The 18,828-nt window shown below is 55.0% G+C and carries 14 protein-coding genes; 5 read left to right on the forward strand and 9 right to left on the reverse strand.

Going from position 1 to position 18,828, the window contains the following annotated elements; genetic code table 11:
* Positions 1-33 precede the first annotated feature (33 nt).
* Genes V1599_RS03435 through gpmM form a run of 3 tightly spaced genes read right to left on the reverse strand, consistent with a single transcriptional unit; the run spans position 34 to position 3,819 of the window.
* Positions 34-978, reverse strand: a complete 945-nt coding sequence (locus tag V1599_RS03435; protein WP_112011910.1) for a divergent polysaccharide deacetylase family protein — start codon at positions 976-978, stop codon at positions 34-36.
* A 3-nt stretch (positions 979-981) separates the two neighbouring features.
* Positions 982-2,241 (reverse strand): murein hydrolase activator EnvC, encoded by a 1,260-nt coding sequence (envC, locus tag V1599_RS03440; protein ID WP_258458741.1) that lies wholly within the window; start codon positions 2,239-2,241, stop codon positions 982-984.
* A gap of 33 nt (positions 2,242-2,274) precedes the next feature.
* Complete coding sequence (gene gpmM, locus V1599_RS03445; RefSeq protein WP_112011912.1) at positions 2,275-3,819, reverse strand: 2,3-bisphosphoglycerate-independent phosphoglycerate mutase; 1,545 nt, start codon at positions 3,817-3,819, stop codon at positions 2,275-2,277.
* A 250-nt stretch (positions 3,820-4,069) separates the two neighbouring features.
* On the opposite strand from gpmM, the gene V1599_RS03450 reads away from it, so the two are divergent.
* The 5 genes from V1599_RS03450 (at position 4,070) to cysE (ending at position 7,183) form a co-directional block, all read left to right on the forward strand.
* The gene (locus tag V1599_RS03450) at positions 4,070-4,501 is read left to right on the forward strand and encodes a rhodanese-like domain-containing protein (protein ID WP_112011913.1); all 432 of its coding nucleotides are present in this window, start codon (positions 4,070-4,072) and stop codon (positions 4,499-4,501) included.
* 11 nt (positions 4,502-4,512) lie between these two features.
* Positions 4,513-4,764 carry a glutaredoxin 3 gene (gene grxC, locus V1599_RS03455; protein ID WP_080329847.1) on the forward strand — a complete coding sequence of 84 codons (252 nt, stop codon included), beginning with the start codon at positions 4,513-4,515 and terminating at the stop codon, positions 4,762-4,764.
* A gap of 32 nt (positions 4,765-4,796) precedes the next feature.
* Positions 4,797-5,264 (forward strand): protein-export chaperone SecB, encoded by a 468-nt coding sequence (gene secB / locus V1599_RS03460; protein ID WP_112011914.1) that lies wholly within the window; start codon positions 4,797-4,799, stop codon positions 5,262-5,264.
* Positions 5,264-6,283 (forward strand): NAD(P)H-dependent glycerol-3-phosphate dehydrogenase, encoded by a 1,020-nt coding sequence (gene gpsA / locus V1599_RS03465; protein ID WP_112011915.1) that lies wholly within the window; start codon positions 5,264-5,266, stop codon positions 6,281-6,283. The genes secB and gpsA overlap by 1 nt, the downstream gene beginning before the upstream one ends.
* 78 nt (positions 6,284-6,361) lie before the next feature.
* The gene (gene cysE / locus V1599_RS03470) at positions 6,362-7,183 is read left to right on the forward strand and encodes a serine O-acetyltransferase (RefSeq protein ID WP_008502718.1); all 822 of its coding nucleotides are present in this window, start codon (positions 6,362-6,364) and stop codon (positions 7,181-7,183) included.
* Positions 7,184-7,216: 33 nt separating this feature from the next.
* Here cysE and trmL read toward each other — a convergent pair whose 3' ends face one another.
* The 6 genes from trmL to V1599_RS03500 form a co-directional block, all read right to left on the reverse strand.
* Positions 7,217-7,687, reverse strand: coding sequence for a tRNA (uridine(34)/cytosine(34)/5-carboxymethylaminomethyluridine(34)-2'-O)-methyltransferase TrmL (gene trmL, locus V1599_RS03475; protein ID WP_112011916.1), 471 nt, complete (start codon positions 7,685-7,687; stop codon positions 7,217-7,219).
* A gap of 45 nt (positions 7,688-7,732) precedes the next feature.
* The gene (locus tag V1599_RS03480; protein ID WP_395301025.1) at positions 7,733-9,073 is read right to left on the reverse strand and encodes an MFS transporter; all 1,341 of its coding nucleotides are present in this window, start codon (positions 9,071-9,073) and stop codon (positions 7,733-7,735) included.
* A gap of 175 nt (positions 9,074-9,248) precedes the next feature.
* Positions 9,249-10,436, reverse strand: coding sequence for an FMN-dependent L-lactate dehydrogenase LldD (lldD, locus tag V1599_RS03485; protein ID WP_395301026.1), 1,188 nt, complete (start codon positions 10,434-10,436; stop codon positions 9,249-9,251).
* Complete coding sequence (gene lldR / locus V1599_RS03490; RefSeq protein ID WP_112011919.1) at positions 10,433-11,206, reverse strand: transcriptional regulator LldR; 774 nt, start codon at positions 11,204-11,206, stop codon at positions 10,433-10,435. Before lldR ends, lldD begins: the two co-directional genes overlap by 4 nt.
* On the reverse strand, positions 11,203-12,858 hold the full coding sequence (lldP, locus tag V1599_RS03495) for an L-lactate permease (RefSeq protein WP_112011920.1): 1,656 nt from the start codon (positions 12,856-12,858) through the stop codon (positions 11,203-11,205). Before lldP ends, lldR begins: the two co-directional genes overlap by 4 nt.
* A gap of 277 nt (positions 12,859-13,135) precedes the next feature.
* Complete coding sequence (locus V1599_RS03500) at positions 13,136-18,703, reverse strand: DUF3320 domain-containing protein (RefSeq protein ID WP_395301027.1); 5,568 nt, start codon at positions 18,701-18,703, stop codon at positions 13,136-13,138.
* Positions 18,704-18,828: the final 125 nt, after the last annotated feature.

The raw sequence follows: 18,828 nt of genomic DNA on the forward strand, positions 1-18,828 counted from the left end.
AGCGCCCTCAGGCGCTTTTTTTATGGGCGTGAATCAACGCGACGATGAGTCGCTATTTCCCCAGCCCTGCCACTGATGCTGGAAATATTTCACCAGCGTACTTTCACCGATGCTTTCCCCAATCACCGTGAAGAAGCGCGTTGCATGGACCGGCTCAAGTGGCTGCTTTGGCGCGCAGTTTTTCACGCCGCGGAACGGATTGCGCGGCTGCGTTACCGGCGGCCGGGCATTGCCAGGACGCGACGTATCTACCTGCGGTTCGTTCAGCAGGTCGCTTGGGCGAACCAGCGTAATGTCGGAAGGCAGCGTCGGGAGCATTTGCTGAAGCACGCGGACGGTAGACGGATGCGGGTGGCCGATGGCAATCGCCGAGCCGTTCCGGCGCGCCAGCTGCACCGCGCGGTTAAACTGCACGCGGATATCCGCTTCGTTTTGGGTATCGTCCAGAAACACCTTACGCTTAATCACCTTCACGCCCGTTCCCTGCGCGGCGCGCATCGCCTGACTGTTGCCGATGGTCATGCTGTCGAGGAAATAGAGGTTGTAGCGCTCAAGCGACTGCATCACCTTGAGCATACCGTACAGGCTGGAGGTCATTGCGCTGCCCATGTGGTTATTCAGCCCGACGGCGTAGGGCACTTTACCGTACGCCTCGCGGATGATGCGATCGATCTCGTCGCTGCTCATCTCCGGGCGCAGCGTGTCTTTTTCAAGCGGCTGTTTGCTGAGCGGTGCCATAGGCAAATGGATCAGGACTTCATGCCCGCTGTTGTGGGCTTTGGTTGCCATCTCGCGGGCGTGCGGGGCATTTGGCAACACGGCGACGGAGATGGCCTGCGGCATCGCCAGCACCTGATTTTCGTTATGCGGACGATAACCGAAGTCATCAATCACGATGGCAAGTTTGCCTGCGTAAACCGGTCCAGCCAGCGCCAGAGCGCTGACGACGGAGAGAACAATTCGGCGAAAGTGAAGCAAAACTTATCTTCCCAACCACGGCTGTGGATTGACCGCCTGACCCTGGCGACGAATTTCGAAATAGAGTGACGGGCGGCCCTGACCGCCACTGCTGCCCACAAGGGCGATGGGTTGGCCAGCGCGCACCTGAGTGCCGACGCTGACCAGCGCGCTCTGGTTGTAGCCGTAAAGGCTCATATCGCCTTTACCGTGCTCAACCACCACCACGAGCCCGTAGCCCTGCAGCCAGTCGGCCAGGATCACGCGGCCATCGGCGATGGCTTTCACTTCGCTACCCTCAGACGCACCGATAACGATCCCCTTCCAACGTAGCTCACCCTGCAGCTGTTCGCCATAGCGATGCAGAAGGGTGCCGCGAACGGGCCAGTAGGCCTGACCGCGCGGAGAGCCAAGGCCACCTGTGCGCGACATCAGGGAGCGTTCGCTTTCGGTTGGCTTATAGGTGGTGCCTTTGCGCGAGGCTTCCTGCTGCTTGTTACGTACGGCCTGCGCTTCGCGCGCCTCTTTTTCGGCGCGGGCTTTTGCGGCGGCTTCCGCACGGGCAATGCTGTTACGCAGCTTAGATTCGTTAGCGCGCAGCTCGCTCAGCTGGCTTTGACCCTGCTGGATGGAGGACTCAAGTCCGGAAAGGGTTTTCTTACGCTCGTTGCGCGCCTGTTCAAGCTTCGCCTGCTGGGCCTGCTGCTCGTAAAGGAGCGTCTGCTGCTGGCTTTGCTTCTCTTCCAGCTCGGCTTTTTGAGTGGTGACTTCTTCGCGCGTCTGCTTCAGCTGCGCAATGGTCTCCTGGCGGGCCTGGTTGAGGTAGCCAAAGTAGGCCTGCAGGCGCTGGCCGCGCTGGCTCTCTTCTCCGCTCAGGATCAGCTGAAGGCCGGTGTGTTCGCCCTGACGAAACGCGGCGTCAAGCTGGGCCGCAAGCGTGCGCTCCTGCGCGTCCCGCTGGCGCTCCAGTTTGGCAATCGACGCGTTCATGTCGTCGATCTGCTTATTCAGCTGGGCGAGGGTATTCTGGGTTTCGCGGAGCTTGCGCGCGGCGGCGGAAATCGCTTCTTCCTGCTGCTTAAGCTGGGCAAGCAGTACCGAACGCTGCTGTTGCTGCTGGCGTACCGCGCGCTCTTTAGCGGCGATATCGGCCTGAATAGATTTAAGCTGGTCGCGGTCGTCCGCGTGGGCGGATTGGGCGCACAGCAATACGCCAGCGCTGAGCGCGCTGGCGTAAAGCAGAGGTCTGACTGATAACCGTAACGGCTTCACGACCCATGTGATTGAAAAAATCGCCTTTCCCCTCATGGGGAGCGATTATTCCACGATGAACAGCGGCTTGCCAGTCATCTCTTTCGGGATTTCCATACCCATCAGCGTCAACATGGTCGGCGCGATGTCGGAAAGCTTGCCGCCTTCTACCGCTTTCAGTGATTTATCACCAACATAAATCAGCGGAACCGGCAGGTTGGTGTGGGCAGTGTGCGCCTGTCCGGTAGACGGATCGCGCATCTGCTCCGCGTTGCCGTGGTCGGCGGTAATCAGCAGCTGGCCGCCAACGGACTCAACCGCTTTCGCTACCTGCTCAACGCAATGATCCAGCGCTTCAACCGCTTTCACAGCCGCGTCCATCACGCCGGTATGGCCGACCATGTCGCCGTTCGGGTAGTTACAGATGATGGCGTCGTATTTGCCGCTTTCGATCGCCGCGACCAGTTTTTCGGTCAGCTCGGCGGAGCTCATCTCCGGCTGCAGATCGTAGGTCGCCACTTTCGGCGAGTTGATCAGAATGCGCTCTTCTCCCTTGAACGGCTCTTCAACGCCGCCGTTAAAGAAGAAGGTCACGTGCGCGTATTTCTCGGTTTCGGAGATGCGCAGCTGCGTTTTGTCGTGCTTCGCCATCCACTCGCCGAAGGTATTTGCCAGGGAAGCCGGTGGATAGGCGCAAGGCGCTTTAATGTCTGCCGCGTATTCGGTCAGCTGGATAAAGTCGAGCTTAACCACTTTTTTGCGGGCGAAGCCGTCGAAGTCGCTGTTTACAAAGGCGCGCGTGATTTCGCGCGCGCGGTCAGCGCGGAAGTTCATGAAGATCAGCGCGTCGCCGTCTTCCATTGCCGCATCGGCCTGGCCTTCTGCACGAATAACGGTGGCTTTCACGAACTCGTCGTTTTCATCACGCGCGTAAGCGGCTTCCAGGCCTTCAACGGCGGTTGCGAACTGGAATTCACCTTTCGCCAGCGTCATCAGGTCATAGGCCTGCTCAACGCGATCCCAGCGGTTATCGCGGTCCATGGCGTAGTAGCGACCAATGATAGACGCCACGCGCCCTTTGCCCAGTGCAGCAAATTTTTCTTCGAACGCGACCAGCGAGCCCTTCGCACTGCGCGGAGGCGTATCGCGGCCGTCGAGGAACGCGTGCAGGTAGATTTTTTCCGCACCTCGCTCGGCTGCCAGCTCAACCATCGCCATGATGTGATCTTCATGGCTGTGAACGCCGCCCGCAGAGAGCAGGCCCATGATGTGAACGGCTTTGCCTGCCGCAACGGCTTTATCAACGGCACCGGTCAGCGTTGGGTTGGCGAAGAAGGTGCGTTCTTTGATTTCTACGTCGAGACGGGTCAAATCCTGATACACGATACGGCCCGCGCCCAGGTTGACGTGTCCAACTTCGGAGTTGCCCATCTGGCGATCCGGCAGACCCACTTCCAGACCAGATGCATCAATCAGGGTGTGAGGACGTTTTGCCCACAGCGCATCCATAACCGGGGTTTTGGCGTTAAGAATGGCGTTATCCTGACTTTCTTCGCGATAGCCATAACCATCAAGAATGACCAGTACCATAGGTTTTTTAGAAACCGACATTGCGACAACCTCATGCTCAAGAGACAAAAAATTTGCGTAATTTTACTACAGCTGAATCGATAAAATAGCCTCGGAAGATCAAAGAAAGCGCGGTCACAAACCACCCTGGAGGGTATTTTCAGCCATTTTTTTTCGTGGCAGGCCGCAGAAAATGGATTAGCTTTATGTCACTGGCTGTATTTGCCACAACGCGCAGGTATACTCCTCTCCTGGTTTTTTTTAATCACTTAGTCGGGAGTTAGTACCCCCCATGCAAGAAATTATGCAATTTGTCAGCCGCCACCCGGTTCTGAGCATCGCGTGGATTGGCCTGCTGGCCGCCGTGCTTTTCACCACGTTTAAGGGCCTGACGTCTAAAATTAAGGTGATCACGCGGGGTGAAGCGACCCGTCTGATTAACAAAGAAGATGCGGTCGTGGTCGATCTGCGCCAGCGTGATGACTTCCGCAAAGGGCATATTGCAGGTTCTATTAACCTGCTGCCAGCGGAAATCAAAGCGAACAACCTCGGTGAGCTGGATAAGCATAAAGCTCAGCCGATTATTGTGGTTGACGGCACCGGCATGCAGGCGCAGGAATCTGCTAACGCGCTGCATAAAGCAGGCTTCGAAAACGTAACGGTTCTGAAAGAAGGCATTTCCGGCTGGAGCGGAGAGAATCTTCCTTTGGTTCGCGGTAAATAAGGAGTTCAGTGATGGCCAATATTGAGATCTACACCAAAGCAACCTGCCCGTTCTGCCACCGTGCAAAAGCGTTGCTGAACAGCAAAGGCGTAACGTTCCAGGAACTGCCTATTGACGGTGACGCGATTAAACGCGAAGAGATGATTCAACGTAGTGGCCGCACGACGGTTCCGCAGATTTTTATTGATGCGCAGCACATTGGCGGCTGTGATGACTTGTATGCGCTCGACGCGCGTGGTGGACTCGATCCGCTGTTGCGCTAAGACGTTTTAGGACAATTAAAAAGGGTTTTTCCATGTCAGAACAAAACAACACCGAAATGACTTTCCAGATCCAGCGTATCTACACCAAAGATGTCTCTTTCGAAGCGCCAAATGCGCCGCACGTTTTCCAGAAAGATTGGCAGCCAGAGGTTAAACTTGATCTGGATACCGCATCCACCCAGCTGGCGGATGACGTGTATGAAGTCGTACTGCGTGTGACCGTTACCGCGTCTCTGGGCGAAGAAACTGCATTCCTGTGCGAAGTACAGCAGGGCGGCATCTTCTCCGTTGGCGGTATCGAAGGCAACCAGCTGGCGCACTGCCTGGGTGCATACTGCCCGAACATCCTGTTCCCGTATGCGCGTGAATGCATCACCAGCCTGGTATCTCGCGGTACATTCCCGCAACTGAACCTTGCGCCAGTTAACTTCGATGCGCTGTTCATGAACTATCTGCAGCAGCAGGCTGGCGAAGGTGCCGAACAACATCAGGATGCCTGATGAGCACTGTTAATGCGTCAATGACTGTGATCGGTGCCGGCTCTTACGGCACCGCTCTTGCTATCACGCTGGCAAGAAATGGTCACGACGTGGTCCTGTGGGGCCACGATCCTAAACATATCGCGATGTTGCAACACGACCGCTGCAACGTGGCGTTTCTCCCGGACGTTCCGTTCCCTGACTCTCTGCATCTGGAAAGTGACCTTGCCACCGCCCTGGCGGCCAGCCGCAATATACTGGTTGTGGTACCGAGCCACGTGTTCGGCGAAGTCCTGCGCCAGATCAAGCCGCTGATGCGCGCCGATGCACGCATCGTGTGGGCGACGAAGGGGCTGGAAGCCGAAACGGGCCGCCTGCTGCAGGACGTTGCCCGCGAAGCGCTGGGCGATGACATTCCGCTGGCCGTGATTTCCGGACCGACGTTTGCCAAAGAGCTGGCCGCTGGCCTCCCGACGGCGATCTCGCTCGCTTCAACCGACCAGACATTCTCTGATGATCTTCAGCATCTGCTGCACTGCGGCAAGAGCTTCCGCGTTTACAGCAACCCGGATTTCATCGGCGTACAGCTGGGCGGCGCGGTGAAAAACGTGATTGCCATTGGTGCCGGTATGTCCGACGGTATCGGCTTTGGCGCGAACGCGCGCACGGCGCTGATTACCCGCGGGCTCACCGAAATGTCTCGCCTGGGCGAAGCGCTTGGCGCCGATCCGGCCACCTTTATGGGGATGGCAGGGCTGGGCGATCTGGTGCTGACCTGTACCGACAACCAGTCGCGTAACCGCCGCTTTGGCATGATGCTCGGGCAGGGCAGCGATGTGAAAAGCGCGCAGGAGAAGATTGGCCAGGTGGTTGAAGGCTACCGCAATACCAAAGAAGTTCGCGAATTGGCGCACCGTTTTGGTGTCGAAATGCCAATAACCGAGGAAATTTATCAGGTATTGTATTGCGGAAAAAATGCGCGCGAGGCAGCATTGACCTTATTAGGTCGTGCGCGCAAGGACGAGCGCAGCAGCAACTAATCGCAGGGACCCCTGTTAGCGACTTGACCCGGCCAGCAAAGAACTGGCCGGTCATTAACGTATCGTCTGGAGTAAGCAATGCCGTGTGAAGAACTGGATATCGTCTGGAACAATATTAAAGCCGAAGCCCGGGCTTTGGCCGACTGTGAGCCCATGCTGGCCAGCTTCTACCACGCGACGCTACTCAAGCATGAAAACCTCGGCAGCGCCCTGAGCTATATGCTCGCTAACAAGCTTGCCTCATCGATTATGCCCGCCATCGCCATTCGTGAAGTGGTAGAAGAAGCCTACGCCGCCGACCCGGAAATGATCGCCTCTGCCGCCTGTGATATTCAGGCCGTGCGCACGCGCGACCCGGCGGTAGACAAATATTCCACGCCGCTGCTGTACCTGAAGGGCTTTCACGCTCTGCAGGCTTACCGCATCGGCCACTGGCTGTGGAACGAGGGCCGCCGCGCGCTGGCCATCTTCCTGCAAAACCAGGTTTCCGTCACCTTTCAGGTGGATATTCACCCGGCAGCGAAAATTGGCCGCGGGATCATGCTCGACCACGCCACCGGCATCGTTGTCGGGGAAACGGCGGTGATTGAAGATGATGTGTCGATCCTGCAGTCGGTTACCCTGGGCGGTACCGGCAAAACCAGCGGCGATCGCCATCCGAAAATCCGTGAAGGGGTGATGATTGGCGCGGGTGCGAAAATTCTCGGCAATATTGAGGTCGGGCGCGGCGCGAAGATTGGCGCGGGTTCAGTCGTGCTTCAGCCTGTGCCACCGCATACCACTGCCGCCGGCGTCCCGGCGCGCATCGTCGGCAAGCCGGACAGCGATAAGCCGTCCATGGACATGGATCAGCACTTCAACGGCATTCACCATACCTTCGAGTATGGCGACGGCATCTGAGATTTTTGCCCGGTGGCGCTGCGTCCACCGGGCCTACCGTAAGAGTGCGCCGGGATAACCAAGCTGGCGCCACGCTTCATACACCACCACCGACACCGCGTTTGACAGGTTCATGCTGCGGCTGTCCGGCATCATCGGAATGCGAATTTTTTGCTCGGCGGGCAGGGCGTCCAGAATCGTCGCCGGCAGGCCGCGCGTTTCCGGCCCAAACATCAGATAATCACCTTCCTGATAGCTTACGGCGCTGTGCGCGGGGGTGCCTTTGGTCGTCAGGGCGAACATGCGCTGAGGCTTTTCGGCTTCCATAAATGCGGCGTAGTCGTGATGGCGCAGCACCGCCGTAAATTCATGGTAATCCAGCCCCGCGCGGCGCAGGCGCTTGTCGTCCCACGCAAAGCCCATCGGCTCAATGATATGCAGACGAAAGCCGGTGTTGGCGCACAGGCGGATAATGTTGCCGGTGTTCGGCGGAATTTCTGGTTCGAATAAAACGATGTTAAGCATGCTGCCCCCTTAATTGCGGGGGCAGAATAGCAGAAACGGGTGGGCCTACGCGATGCTCGCGACCTGCGAACGGTAGCGGAACATTTTGTAGAGCGTGGCGGCGGTGGCCAGCAGCGCGGGAACGCTCAGGAACATCAGGATGCTGTCCGCCTGCCACTGCAGCGAAAGCAGGTGCGCGCTGGTCAGGGTGCCCGCGACGCCGCCAAAGCGCCCGATGCCCTGCATCCAGGCGATGCCCGTCGCGCGGCAGTGGGTAGGATAAAACGTGGCGGCGAGGGTCTGCATGCCGGACTGCGCGCCGTTCATGGTAATCCCCATCACGAAGATCAGACCGCCGAACAGCACGATGTGGTTATGCTCCATGCCCAGCGCGAGGATTAGCAGCATGGTGATGAAAAAACCCCCGGTCACCACCCTGTGCGCTTCCCAGCGATCCATCATCCAGCCCGCGAGCAAGATCCCGGCGGTGCCGCCAAAGGTGAAGAGGGAGGTCAGCCACGCCGATTCCGCCAGCGGGTAGCCCATGCCGAGCATCAGCGTCGGCATCCAGCTTAGCAGCACGTAGTAAATCACCAGCCCCATGAAGTAGGTGGTCCAGAGCATCAGCGTGCCGGGCAGCCAGGGAAGGGCAAAGAGCTGCGCCACGCTGCCTTTCTTTTGCCCCGCGCCTGTCTCGGTAAGAAAGAACCCGCTCACTTTTTCGACTGACTGCCCGGCAAACTGGCTGGCGATGCGCCGGATGCGCGCCGTCTCTTTTCCGCGCTGCACCAGATACTTCACCGACTCCGGCAGCAGCAGCGCCAGCAGCACCGTCAGCACGAGCGGCGCGACGGCGCCGAGCAGCAGCACGCTTTTCCAGCCGTGATGCGGAATCAGCCATGAGGAGATTGCCCCTCCGCCCGCCGCGCCGAGGGGAAAGCCGCAGTACATGGTATTAATCGCCATCGCGCGGCAGCGCTGCGGCGCAAATTCCGAGATCAGCGTAATGGCGTTAGGCATTGCCGCGCCCAGCCCGAGGCCGGTTAAAAAGCGCCAGAGGGTGAGGGTGTTCAGGCTTTGCGCCCAGGCGGTTCCCAGGCTGGAAAGGCCAAAAAACAGGCAGGAGAAAACGAGCACGCGCTTGCGCCCGACGCGGTCCGACACCGGCCCGGCAACCAGCGCACCAAGTGACAGGCCCAGCAGAGCAGCGCTGAGCACGGGGCCGAGGTCCTGTCTGGCGATCCCCCATTCGGCCGAGAGCGTTGGGGCGATATAGCCCATCGCGGCGGTGTCGAATCCGTCGATCGCCAAAACCAAAAATCCCAGCACGATCAGCATCCAGTGGAATCGTGAGAAGGGGCTATCGTCGATCACCTGCTGGATATCCACCTTGCCTGAATACGCCATACGCTACCCTCTGTTGTGGTGTTTTAAATGTTCTTGTATTTGCCTGTATATACATTTGCGATCGCCACCAGGATGTCAAATTTAGTTATCTGAAATGTTATGTGGGTGTTATTTTGCGCAAAAAAAAGCGTTCAGCCGAAGGTGGGCTGAACGCGTGAAGCAAAAATGGAATGGATTAGGCAGCGCTGCCCTGAGACAGCTGGGCAAGACCGGCAGGCAGCTTGCTCAGCTCCTGCACCAGCGAATCACGGCTGATCTCGCTGATGTTCTTCGCACCGGTCAGCGTCATCGCCACCTTCATCTCCTTCTCAACCAGGTCCAGCAGGTTTGCGACGCCCGCCTGCCCGGCGGTCGCTAAGGCATACAGATACGCGCGCCCCAGCAGCACGCTGTCTGCACCCAGCGCGATCATGCGCACCACGTCAAGGCCGTTGCGAATGCCGCTGTCGGCCAGAATCGTAATATCACCTTTAACCGCGTCTGCAATCGCCGGTAATGCGCGGGCGGAGGAGAGCACGCCGTCAAGCTGGCGGCCGCCGTGGTTAGAGACCACAATGCCGTCCGCGCCGAAGCGCACCGCGTCGCGGGCGTCTTCCGGATCGAGAATGCCTTTGATCACCATCGGGCCGTCCCAAAACTCGCGGATCCACTCGAGATCTTTCCAGGAAATCGACGGATCGAAGTTATTCGCCAGCCAGCCGATGTAGTCTTCCAGCCCGGTTGGCTTGCCGAGATAGGCGGAGATATTGCCCAGATCGTGCGGGCGACCGTTAAGGCCGACGTCCCACGCCCACTGCGGATGCGTCACCGCCTGCCAGTAGCGGCGCATGGCGGCGTTCGGGCCGCTCATGCCGGAGTGCGCATCGCGGTAGCGCGCGCCCGGCGTCGGCATGTCGACGGTGAACACCAGCGTCGAGCAGCCCGCCGCTTTAGCGCGCTCGAGGGCGTTACGCATAAAGCCGCGGTCGCGCAGCACGTACAGCTGGAACCACATCGGACGCTTAATGGTGGGTGTAACCTCTTCAATCGGGCACACGGAAACGGTGGAGAGCGTGAACGGTATCCCTTTGGCATCCGCTGCGGCGGCGGCCTGCACCTCACCCCGGCGGGCGTACATGCCGCACAGGCCGACGGGGCCGAGCGCAACGGGCATCGAGAGCGTTTCGTTGAACAGCTTCGTCTCAAGGCTCAGGTCGGACATATTCTTCAGCACGCGCTGGCGCAGGGCCACGTCCGACAGGTCTTCCACGTTGCGGCGCAGGGTATGCTCCGCATAGGCCCCGCCGTCGATATAGTGGAACAGGAACGGCGGTAAGATGCGCTGCGCCGCGGCGCGATAGTCACTGGCTGCTGAAATAATCATGCGTTGTTCTCCCTGGAAATATCACTTTCACCGGGCAGACGGGTAATACGCGCCTGTCGTGCCTGGTCTTCATCAAATCGTTTAATGGTGGTGTGCACGAAGCTCAGGTGAGCCATCATCGCTTTGCGCGCGGCGTCGGCGTCACCGTCCAGAATGGCGTTAAGAATCGCCTCGTGCTGTTCGGTCAGCCGCGCGAACACGGGCGGGACCAGATACATGCGCTGGCGGCTCTGCTTCACGGAGGATTGCAGCAGGTCGAAGAAGCCGCGCATGGTCTGCAGCAGAACGATGTTGTGCGACGCCTCGGCAATCGCCAGGTGGAAGCGTACGTCCGCCTGGGACGCAATGTCCGGATCGCTGCTTTGCGTGGCCTCGAAGCAGGCTCTGAGCTTCTCTTTATCGGCGTCGGTGGCGCGTATCGCCGCGTGCCAGGCGGTGCTGGCCTCAATGGCGTGGCGGGCTTCAAGAATATCGAAGCTGTAGTCCGGGTCGTTCTCCAGCAGCGTTTTCAGCGGCTGAACGATATTTTGCTCGGACCAGTCGTCGTGCTGCCAGCGCACAAAGGTGCCGCCGCCGCGGCGGCTCACCAGCAGCCCTTCGTTGACCAGCGTGGCGAGCGCCTCGCGCAGGGAATTACGCGATACGCCCAGCTGGGCGGCAAGCTGGCGCTCGGCGGGCAGCTTCATGCCCGCCTCCAGCTGTTGTTCTTCAATCAGCGCCCGCACGCGAGAGGCAATCTCGTCGGACAGGCGCCTGGGCATCACTATCATGGAATCATCCAGGTTAAGACATAGGCCTGCAGCGTGGTGATGACGCCCACCATGCAGGTAAATATCAGGCTGTGTTTAACGGTAAAGCGGAACAGGTCCGACTCTTTGCCGACCAGGCCAACCGCCGCGCAGGCGATAGCGATGGACTGCGGAGAGATCATCTTGCCGGTTACGCCGCCGGTGGTGTTAGCCGCAACCAGCAGGACGTCCGAGACGCCAATTTGCTGCGCGGCGGTGGCCTGCAGCGCGGCGAACAGCGCGTTAGACGAGGTATCTGAGCCCGTCAGGAACACCCCCAGCCAGCCGAGGAACGGCGAGAAGAAGGTGAACGCGTGTCCGGTATGGGCCAGGGCCAGCGCCAGCGTGGACGACAGGCCGGAGTAGTTCGAGATAAACGCGAACGCCAGCACCATCCCGATGGAGTAGATCGGCAGCGCGAGCTCTTTCAGCGTGCTGGCAAAGGTCTGCACCGCGGCGGCAGGCTTCATGCGCAGCCACACCACGGAAAGGAGTGCCGCAAACAGGATGGCCGTGCCGGTGGCGGAGAACCAGTCGAACTTGAACACCGCAGCATACGGCGTGGCGTCGTGAACCACCGGCGGCATGCGCGCGACCATCTTGTCGAGGAACGGCACGGAGACGTTAATCACCATGTCGTACAGCGCGCCGCCCGGAGCGAACAGCGCTTTAAACGGCGGGATGCTCCACAGCGTAACGGTCGCGGTCAGGAACAGGAAAGGCGACCAGGCGCGAATAATCTGCCCCGGCGTATAGCCCGTGCGGGCAAGGGTCTGATCCACGTGGGACGCGCCCATATCGGCAAAGCGGAAGATGCGCACAGGCTGCCAGCGCTTCAGGAACAGCGTCAGGCATACCAGCGAGACCAGCGATGAGATAATGTCCGGCAGCTCGGGGCCGAGGAAGTTGGAGCTGAGGTACTGGGCGATGGCGAACGAACCGCCGGCGACCATCACCGCGGGCCAGGTCTCCTTCACGCCGCGCCAGCCGTCCATAATCGCCATGATCCAGAACAGCACGATAATGGTCAGGAACGGCAGCTGGCGGCCCACCATCTGGCCAATCTCGAAGCTGTCCAGCCCGGTTACCTGTCCGGCCACCAGGATCGGAATACCCATCGCGCCAAACGCCACCGGCGCGGTGTTCACAATCAGGCACAGCCCGGCGGCATACAGCGGATTAAAGCCCAGCCCGACCAGCAGCGCGGCGGTGATCGCCACCGGTGCGCCAAAGCCTGCCGCACCTTCCAGAAACGCCCCGAAGGAGAAGCCGACAATCAGCATCTGCAGGCGCTGGTCCGGCGTGATGGAGAGAATCGACGAGCGGATGATGTCAAACTGCCCGGTTTTCACCGAGATTTTGTAGACAAACACCGCCGCGATGATGATCCACGCAATCGGCCACAGGCCGTAGAAAAAGCCATACACGACCGATGCCAGCGCGCGGTCGACGGGCATTTTGTAGAAGAACAGCGCCACCAGCAGCGCGATGGCGACGGTATAGGTTGCGGCAAGATAGCCCTTCAGCTTGAGCTTAATCAGCGCAAAGAAGAAGAACAGGATCGGTAGCGATGCGATCAGGCTCGACAGCCAGATATTTCCGGCCGGGTCGTAGTTTTGTTGCCAGAGGCTCATGCAGGTCTCCTGAGGACCCCACATCGCGATCGGCGGTGAGTCTATGCCCATCTCTGCGTCACGCGATGTGTAAAAGTGGTCCTGCCAATATTGTATTGTAGGGTGAATGACAATGAATGGTTAATCAGATGTTATGGATGAGCAATGGTTTTGTGAGTGGAATTAATGGAAGTGTGAACCAGGGAAGGAGGTAAGGGCGGATTGGTTGGGCCAATTTGCGGTGGGGCATTCTTATCGAATGCCCCTGCTTTAAGATTTTTTTACTTGCAACTGCTTATTAGCTCACGCTCCGCATATCTTGACCTTCTTCAGCAACAAGAAGATGGTCACTTTTCCTGAGTTGATGACCCTCAATTTGATTTTCAATAACGTCTGTTATGACTCTCTTCAGAACGCTGCTTGTTGATTTAAAACCGAGCATCCGTGAGACAGACGTGACAATTTCATCTTCAGTTGCGCCTAGGCTCGTTTTGACGATCTCAAGCACGCCGTGGGCAATTTCTTTCGGTGCAATCATCTCTGGCTTACGTAAACCTGCAGAAATGACATTTTGCCTGTTACGCAGTTGTACAATTGAATCCTTATAGAAAAAGAAGCCATCCTCTTGATAGATTTTGCCTTTTTGACACGCCTTTTGTGCGGCTACACTTACGGCACTTTCAATGCGTGCGCCTGCCCGCCCTAATCCCCAGGCTGTGCGAAGTCGCGTAACAATTTCACTTAAATGGACTGGTGCTTCTATCGAAACAATATGTTCGATCATATCTGCCAATAGGTTCGTGGGCATTTCATGGAGTACATAGCCTGGATTAGCTTTAGGCTGTGATTCCTCATAATTAACGAACAGCTCATTTGCTGGTTCTGTTCTACCTAACCCAACCTCAACGACGTTTTCTCGTTCCACCGTAACTATCTCAATGTTAACCGCACGCGTCTCCTTTGACTTATGTTCGGCGCGGTTAATAAGCTCTGCTTTGGCATTATCGATGGCATTAATTACCCGCTGCAGTTGTTCCTCTGGGCGTTGGAACCAATCCGTGCTCCAGATGCGATGGATATTCCATCCATGGTCTTCGAGAACGGCCTGACGCAGACGATCGCGCTCCCGCGCTGAGCGAGAAGAGTGATAGGCGCTACCATCGCATTCGATACCCAGAATATAACGTCCCGGTAATTCGGAATCGGCGATGGCTAAATCAATAAAGAATCCTGCAATTCCAACCTGTGGATGTACCTGATAGCCACGAGCCTGAAGCGCTGACGCCACCTGTTCCTCAAATACGCTATCCATTGGTCGTCCGGAATGTGTTGCCAAAGATAAACGTCCAGTACGGGCATATTGAAGAAACAGTTTGAAGGCCATTACGCCAATCCCTTTTGCACGTTCCAGATCGATGTCTTCATCGGTAATGGATGCAAATACCTCACAGCGACGTTTGGCACGACTTATGAGTACATTGAGACGCCTTTCGCCACCTTTTGAACCCAATGGCCCAAATCGCATCGCAAGATAGCCTTGCGCATTTCGCGCGTAACCAACGGAAATCATAATTACATCGCGCTCATCGCCCTGAATGTTCTCAAGGTTTTTTATGAAGAAGGGCTCGCCAGGGTGAGCCTGGAAGAAATCCTCGTACTGCGGGTTAAGTCGACGAAGCAATTCGAGTTCGTCCTGAATGGCTTTACGCTGTGAAACGGAAAACGTGGCGACTCCAAGCGACAATTCAGGATGTTGTTGAACATGTTCAAGTATTGCATGGGCAATTCGTTTTGCCTCAGTAGGGTTTGCGTTGGTTGTTCCCGATTCAAACACACCATTTTCAACGTGATGGAAACGTAATCCCATCCCTGCCTCTTCCGTATAAGGGCTAGGAACGATGAAAAGTTTATTTTCATAAAACTGGCTATTCGAAACCGCAATCAATGATTGATGACGGCTACGATAGTGCCAGCGTAGCATGCGCTGCGGTAGGCCTCTGGCAACAAATAAACCCAATATGCTCTCTATATCAGACACCTGTGTTGATTCATCGTCGTCGTCGTTGCTTGCTTCGGTCATACGAGAGAAGAAACTGGTTGGTGGTAATTGCCTTTCATCACCCACAACAACAACTTGCTCGCAGCGTGCAATGGCGCCAATAGCGTCAACAGGCTGGATCTGGCTGGCTTCATCCATAACAAGTAAATCAAATGTTTGCTTTCCTGGAACCAGGAATTGCGCAACGGAGAGTGGACTCATCATCATGACAGGTTTTAATGCCTGGATAGCCGGCCCCGCTTTTAACATCAGTTGACGGATCGGCATATGGCCACGCTTTCTTGCCATTTCTGATCGTAAAATTCCAACCGGGCCTGCTGCCCCTGTTTTCGATGGAATACGGCGATGATGCGCGCGAACAACTTCCAGGCATGAGGATTTGATTCGCCGTAAGTCCATTTCAGCAAAGTGGCTTACTTTACGGCTATGAAGATCGCCATCAAAACGTGATAAGGATGGCGTTTTATCGGCCATCAGTTTGAAAAGTGATTCATAGTAGGTGTATTCAACTGACGCGTAGCATTCGGTAAGTTTTAAGCGACCATCCTCCAATCTTGCTACAACGTCGGAAAGTCCTTTTTGTTTAGCCTTGGTACTTCGTTGTCTCCACGAAACCCATTTTGATAATTGCTCAGAATGTTCAATCCATGAAGCCAGTTTGCTTTTTGCAATTGCAAGGGGTAACGCTTCTTGTGCGTCGCATTTAAAGAGATCTTCGACGGTTGTGCTGAGTTCTTTTGCAAGTTCTGCGAATGTTGCAGTAATTGATGCATTGGTATTAGCAAGATCCGTGGCGGTGTTCATTAGCTCATCGCGATCTTTGATAGTGGCACTGATAAAACGTAAGTCACCTTGGTTTGCAATCCATTCAAAATCGCGTAAGAGTTTTGGCCAAATGGATTGGTAACCTGCCCATGACGAACCAAACGCTGCACAACCTAACTCAGCTTGCGATTCAATAGCTTTCTTTTGATATTGAAGCTCGATAATTTTCTTAATTAAAACAAGCCGTTCATCAAGATGGTCAACAGGCTCTACCAAAACCTGATGCGAAGTTGTATCAATATGAATGAGTTTTTGTACCATCGCTTCAATGAAGCTTACAGGCACGCGCTTTACAGAGTAGTGATTATCAAACCAGGCTTCGGGTAATGCACCAAAGGCTTTCCACAGCTGATTAAGTTCAACACTGGTCTTCTCCAGCAATTGAGACAACTGGTTGCTAAGGTGCTTAAGCATTTCACGATCGGAAAGCTGGCTAGCGAGCTGACGCGCTTCTGCACCCACGTCTTTAAGCGTGCCCATCCATTCTACTAAGGCTTTGAGTGCGTCACTGTCACTGTTCTCGCCGCGCCAATGCGGTCCAAATGCGCTTGTGCCAAATTCATCATTCTCCGCAATATTTTTCCGAAGCGATTGTGCCTGCATAATGCTATCAAGTAGTTCAATCTGCTGAGAAAGTGGTTGATTTGTGTCGCGTATTAGCGTCTTTACAAGTGCCTTTGAACGACGCCACTCGGCGTTAAGAAATTTAAACATGCCGGAATGAATAGCAAGATTATGCCGAGTTTGCGTGAGCTCCGCTTCCCATACCGCCTCGAAAATATGAGGCTCAATTTTTTGCCGCAATTCTCTTAATCGGGCAATGGATGCGACCAGTTCCATTGCTTGATCGACACCGTGCTCCCAAACGGAAGCGATAAATGCTTGCGGACTTGCATCCGGTGCATCTGCAACGCGTAAACTAAGCGCAATAAGGTTCTTAATATCCTTAACAGATGCGTAAGTAGATTCCGTGCCCAGTTCTCGGGCCAAATTCGTAACAGCGGTCTGTAGCTGTGGGAGCATTAGCTGCAGCGAGCGAGCCGCAGCAAAGCCACTCGGCGAGAAGTTATCTGGAACAGTTTGCAATTCATCTCTAAGCTCAATGAGGTGAGTGTCAAATTGAGCAGGGTGAATATGTGCTTCAATATCGTCGTAACCGTTCTGGAAAACTTCTCCTTGCTTCAATAATTTTTTTATATCGTTGAGCGAGACCGACCAGCAAGCATTAATCAATGCGGCCTCTTCAAATTCTGGAGCTTGATTTAGAATTTGAGCGCGTTCGAATACTTTAGCTGAATCCGCGACGAGATGTTTCTCAAGCTTCAAACCGACCTTAGCAGCAGTTAATGTAAGCAGGCTGTCGAAGTTTTCAATCTGAATAAGAAGGTCCTGGATTTTCGAAACCAGACGGTTGAGTTCACCTGGGGTGATTGAAACTCGTTTAACCCCATTCCAGGGGTGGTTTTGAGGCAGCCCAATGTCCTCAATGCGCTCAATTAACTCACTCACGAGATCAAGTCGCTTTTTCAGACCATCATTGCTCCATTCCTCGAACCTGGGCAAAGTGAAATCAGTAGGGGTTTGCCCTTGTTGATGAAGCCGTACCAATTGACCAATAACCTGATAGGGACTCAAACCCGAAGGCTGGTATATTTTGTGTAATTGGGCAGGATGATCATTTAAAGAGTCTCGGGCTTTAGTTAAGTTTTCAATGAGTTCATCGGGAAATTCCCCGCGCGGAGACCCTAACTCCCAGACCCGCTTTAATTCGTCAAGCAGAATACGTTTATTGGCTTTGTTGCTATGTAATTCTAAACACGCATCGCCTACACCAGTTTGATCTAAGCGTCTTTTAACAACTTCAAGAGCTGCCATTTTCTCTGCAACAAATAGCACGGTCTTGCCATCAGCAATAGCGGAGGCAATTATATTGGCTATTGTCTGGGACTTTCCTGTGCCGGGAGGCCCCTGGATAACAAGGTTCTTTCCTTTTCTCACTTCATGAATTGCGAGTGTTTGTGAACTATCGCTATCCATTATATGGAGCATATCTTTCGGCAAGATAATAGGATCTATCGGGCTATCATCGGAATAACTATCATCACTCTCATCGAAGCCTTCCTCCATTAACGCGCGAATAAGATACTTCGAGGTGATCGCCTCATCTTCGGGCCAGTTAGCAGGGTCAAGATCACGATACATCAAAAATTTTGAGAAGGAAAAAAGGCCAAGAATCATATCATTGCTCTTAACCTCCCAGTCAGTTTTCAACGCTATCGCGTTTTGCACGGCTTCGAAGTAACCAGCGACGTTAATCTCATCCGTTTCATCGGGTTGCAAGTCAGGCAGTTTAATGTGATGTACACGGTCAAGAAACGCTTCTAGCGATAAGTTAGGAATGATGTCTTCATGACGAGCTTTAAGCTTAAATCTCTCTCCAGCATTACCTCGCTCGAGGCCCACAGGGACGAGTATCAAGGGGGCATAGCGTACATTTTCTTTATTCGCTGGGTCGATCCATTTCAATGTGCCTAGCGCGAGATAAAGAATGTTAGCACCTTGCTCTTCTTCAAGTGTCTTGGTGTCATGGTAGAGATCAAGTAAACGTGTTTGAAGGCCCTTGGGCGTTAGCCGAGTCTGTAATTTTGTATCCAGATGTTGAGATTTTGTCTCAGTGCTGGTTTCATCAAACTGATAAATAAATTTTTTCTCGTCTGTTTCATCATCGACAAGCTCACTGTCGTCTTCTTTTCCAGACTTCCCATGGAGAAAGGTAAACGCTTTTTTATCACTAACTAAAAGTTTATAGACATGCTCGGAACGTTCATCAATGATCTCAAGAAAACGCGTGTTTTTAGAACGTGGGATATTAAGCAAGCGGTTTCTGGCACCAAGATCGAGCAGTTCTGCACGCGCTTTTTCAAGTTTTTGTTCTAACGAAAGCGCGGCGTTTTGGAAGGTTGAATTATCAGTAGGATTCATAAATTAATAACCTAACGCAATGACAGGCTACGATGCCCATGAAAGCGATTCATAGGCAGACCGTGTGTTATTTATATTCGTGAAAGATGAATCTCTACTTTACTCTGATGCGTAATGAATGTGAA

Source organism: Enterobacter sp. ECC-175 (assembly GCF_043968675.1).
Classification (GTDB): domain Bacteria; phylum Pseudomonadota; class Gammaproteobacteria; order Enterobacterales; family Enterobacteriaceae; genus Enterobacter.

Coding starts and splice junctions, on each gene's coding strand:
- V1599_RS03450 (WP_112011913.1), top strand. CDS start 4,070: ATGCAAGAAATTATGCAATTTGTCAGCCGCCACCCGGTTCTGAGCATC.
- V1599_RS03500 (WP_395301027.1), bottom strand. CDS start 18,703: ATGAATCCTACTGATAATTCAACCTTCCAAAACGCCGCGCTTTCGTTA.
- lldP (WP_112011920.1), bottom strand. CDS start 12,858: ATGAGCCTCTGGCAACAAAACTACGACCCGGCCGGAAATATCTGGCTG.
- grxC (WP_080329847.1), top strand. CDS start 4,513: ATGGCCAATATTGAGATCTACACCAAAGCAACCTGCCCGTTCTGCCAC.
- gpsA (WP_112011915.1), top strand. CDS start 5,264: ATGAGCACTGTTAATGCGTCAATGACTGTGATCGGTGCCGGCTCTTAC.
- secB (WP_112011914.1), top strand. CDS start 4,797: ATGTCAGAACAAAACAACACCGAAATGACTTTCCAGATCCAGCGTATC.
- gpmM (WP_112011912.1), bottom strand. CDS start 3,819: ATGTCGGTTTCTAAAAAACCTATGGTACTGGTCATTCTTGATGGTTAT.
- cysE (WP_008502718.1), top strand. CDS start 6,362: ATGCCGTGTGAAGAACTGGATATCGTCTGGAACAATATTAAAGCCGAA.
- lldR (WP_112011919.1), bottom strand. CDS start 11,206: ATGATAGTGATGCCCAGGCGCCTGTCCGACGAGATTGCCTCTCGCGTG.
- V1599_RS03480 (WP_395301025.1), bottom strand. CDS start 9,073: ATGGCGTATTCAGGCAAGGTGGATATCCAGCAGGTGATCGACGATAGC.
- trmL (WP_112011916.1), bottom strand. CDS start 7,687: ATGCTTAACATCGTTTTATTCGAACCAGAAATTCCGCCGAACACCGGC.
- lldD (WP_395301026.1), bottom strand. CDS start 10,436: ATGATTATTTCAGCAGCCAGTGACTATCGCGCCGCGGCGCAGCGCATC.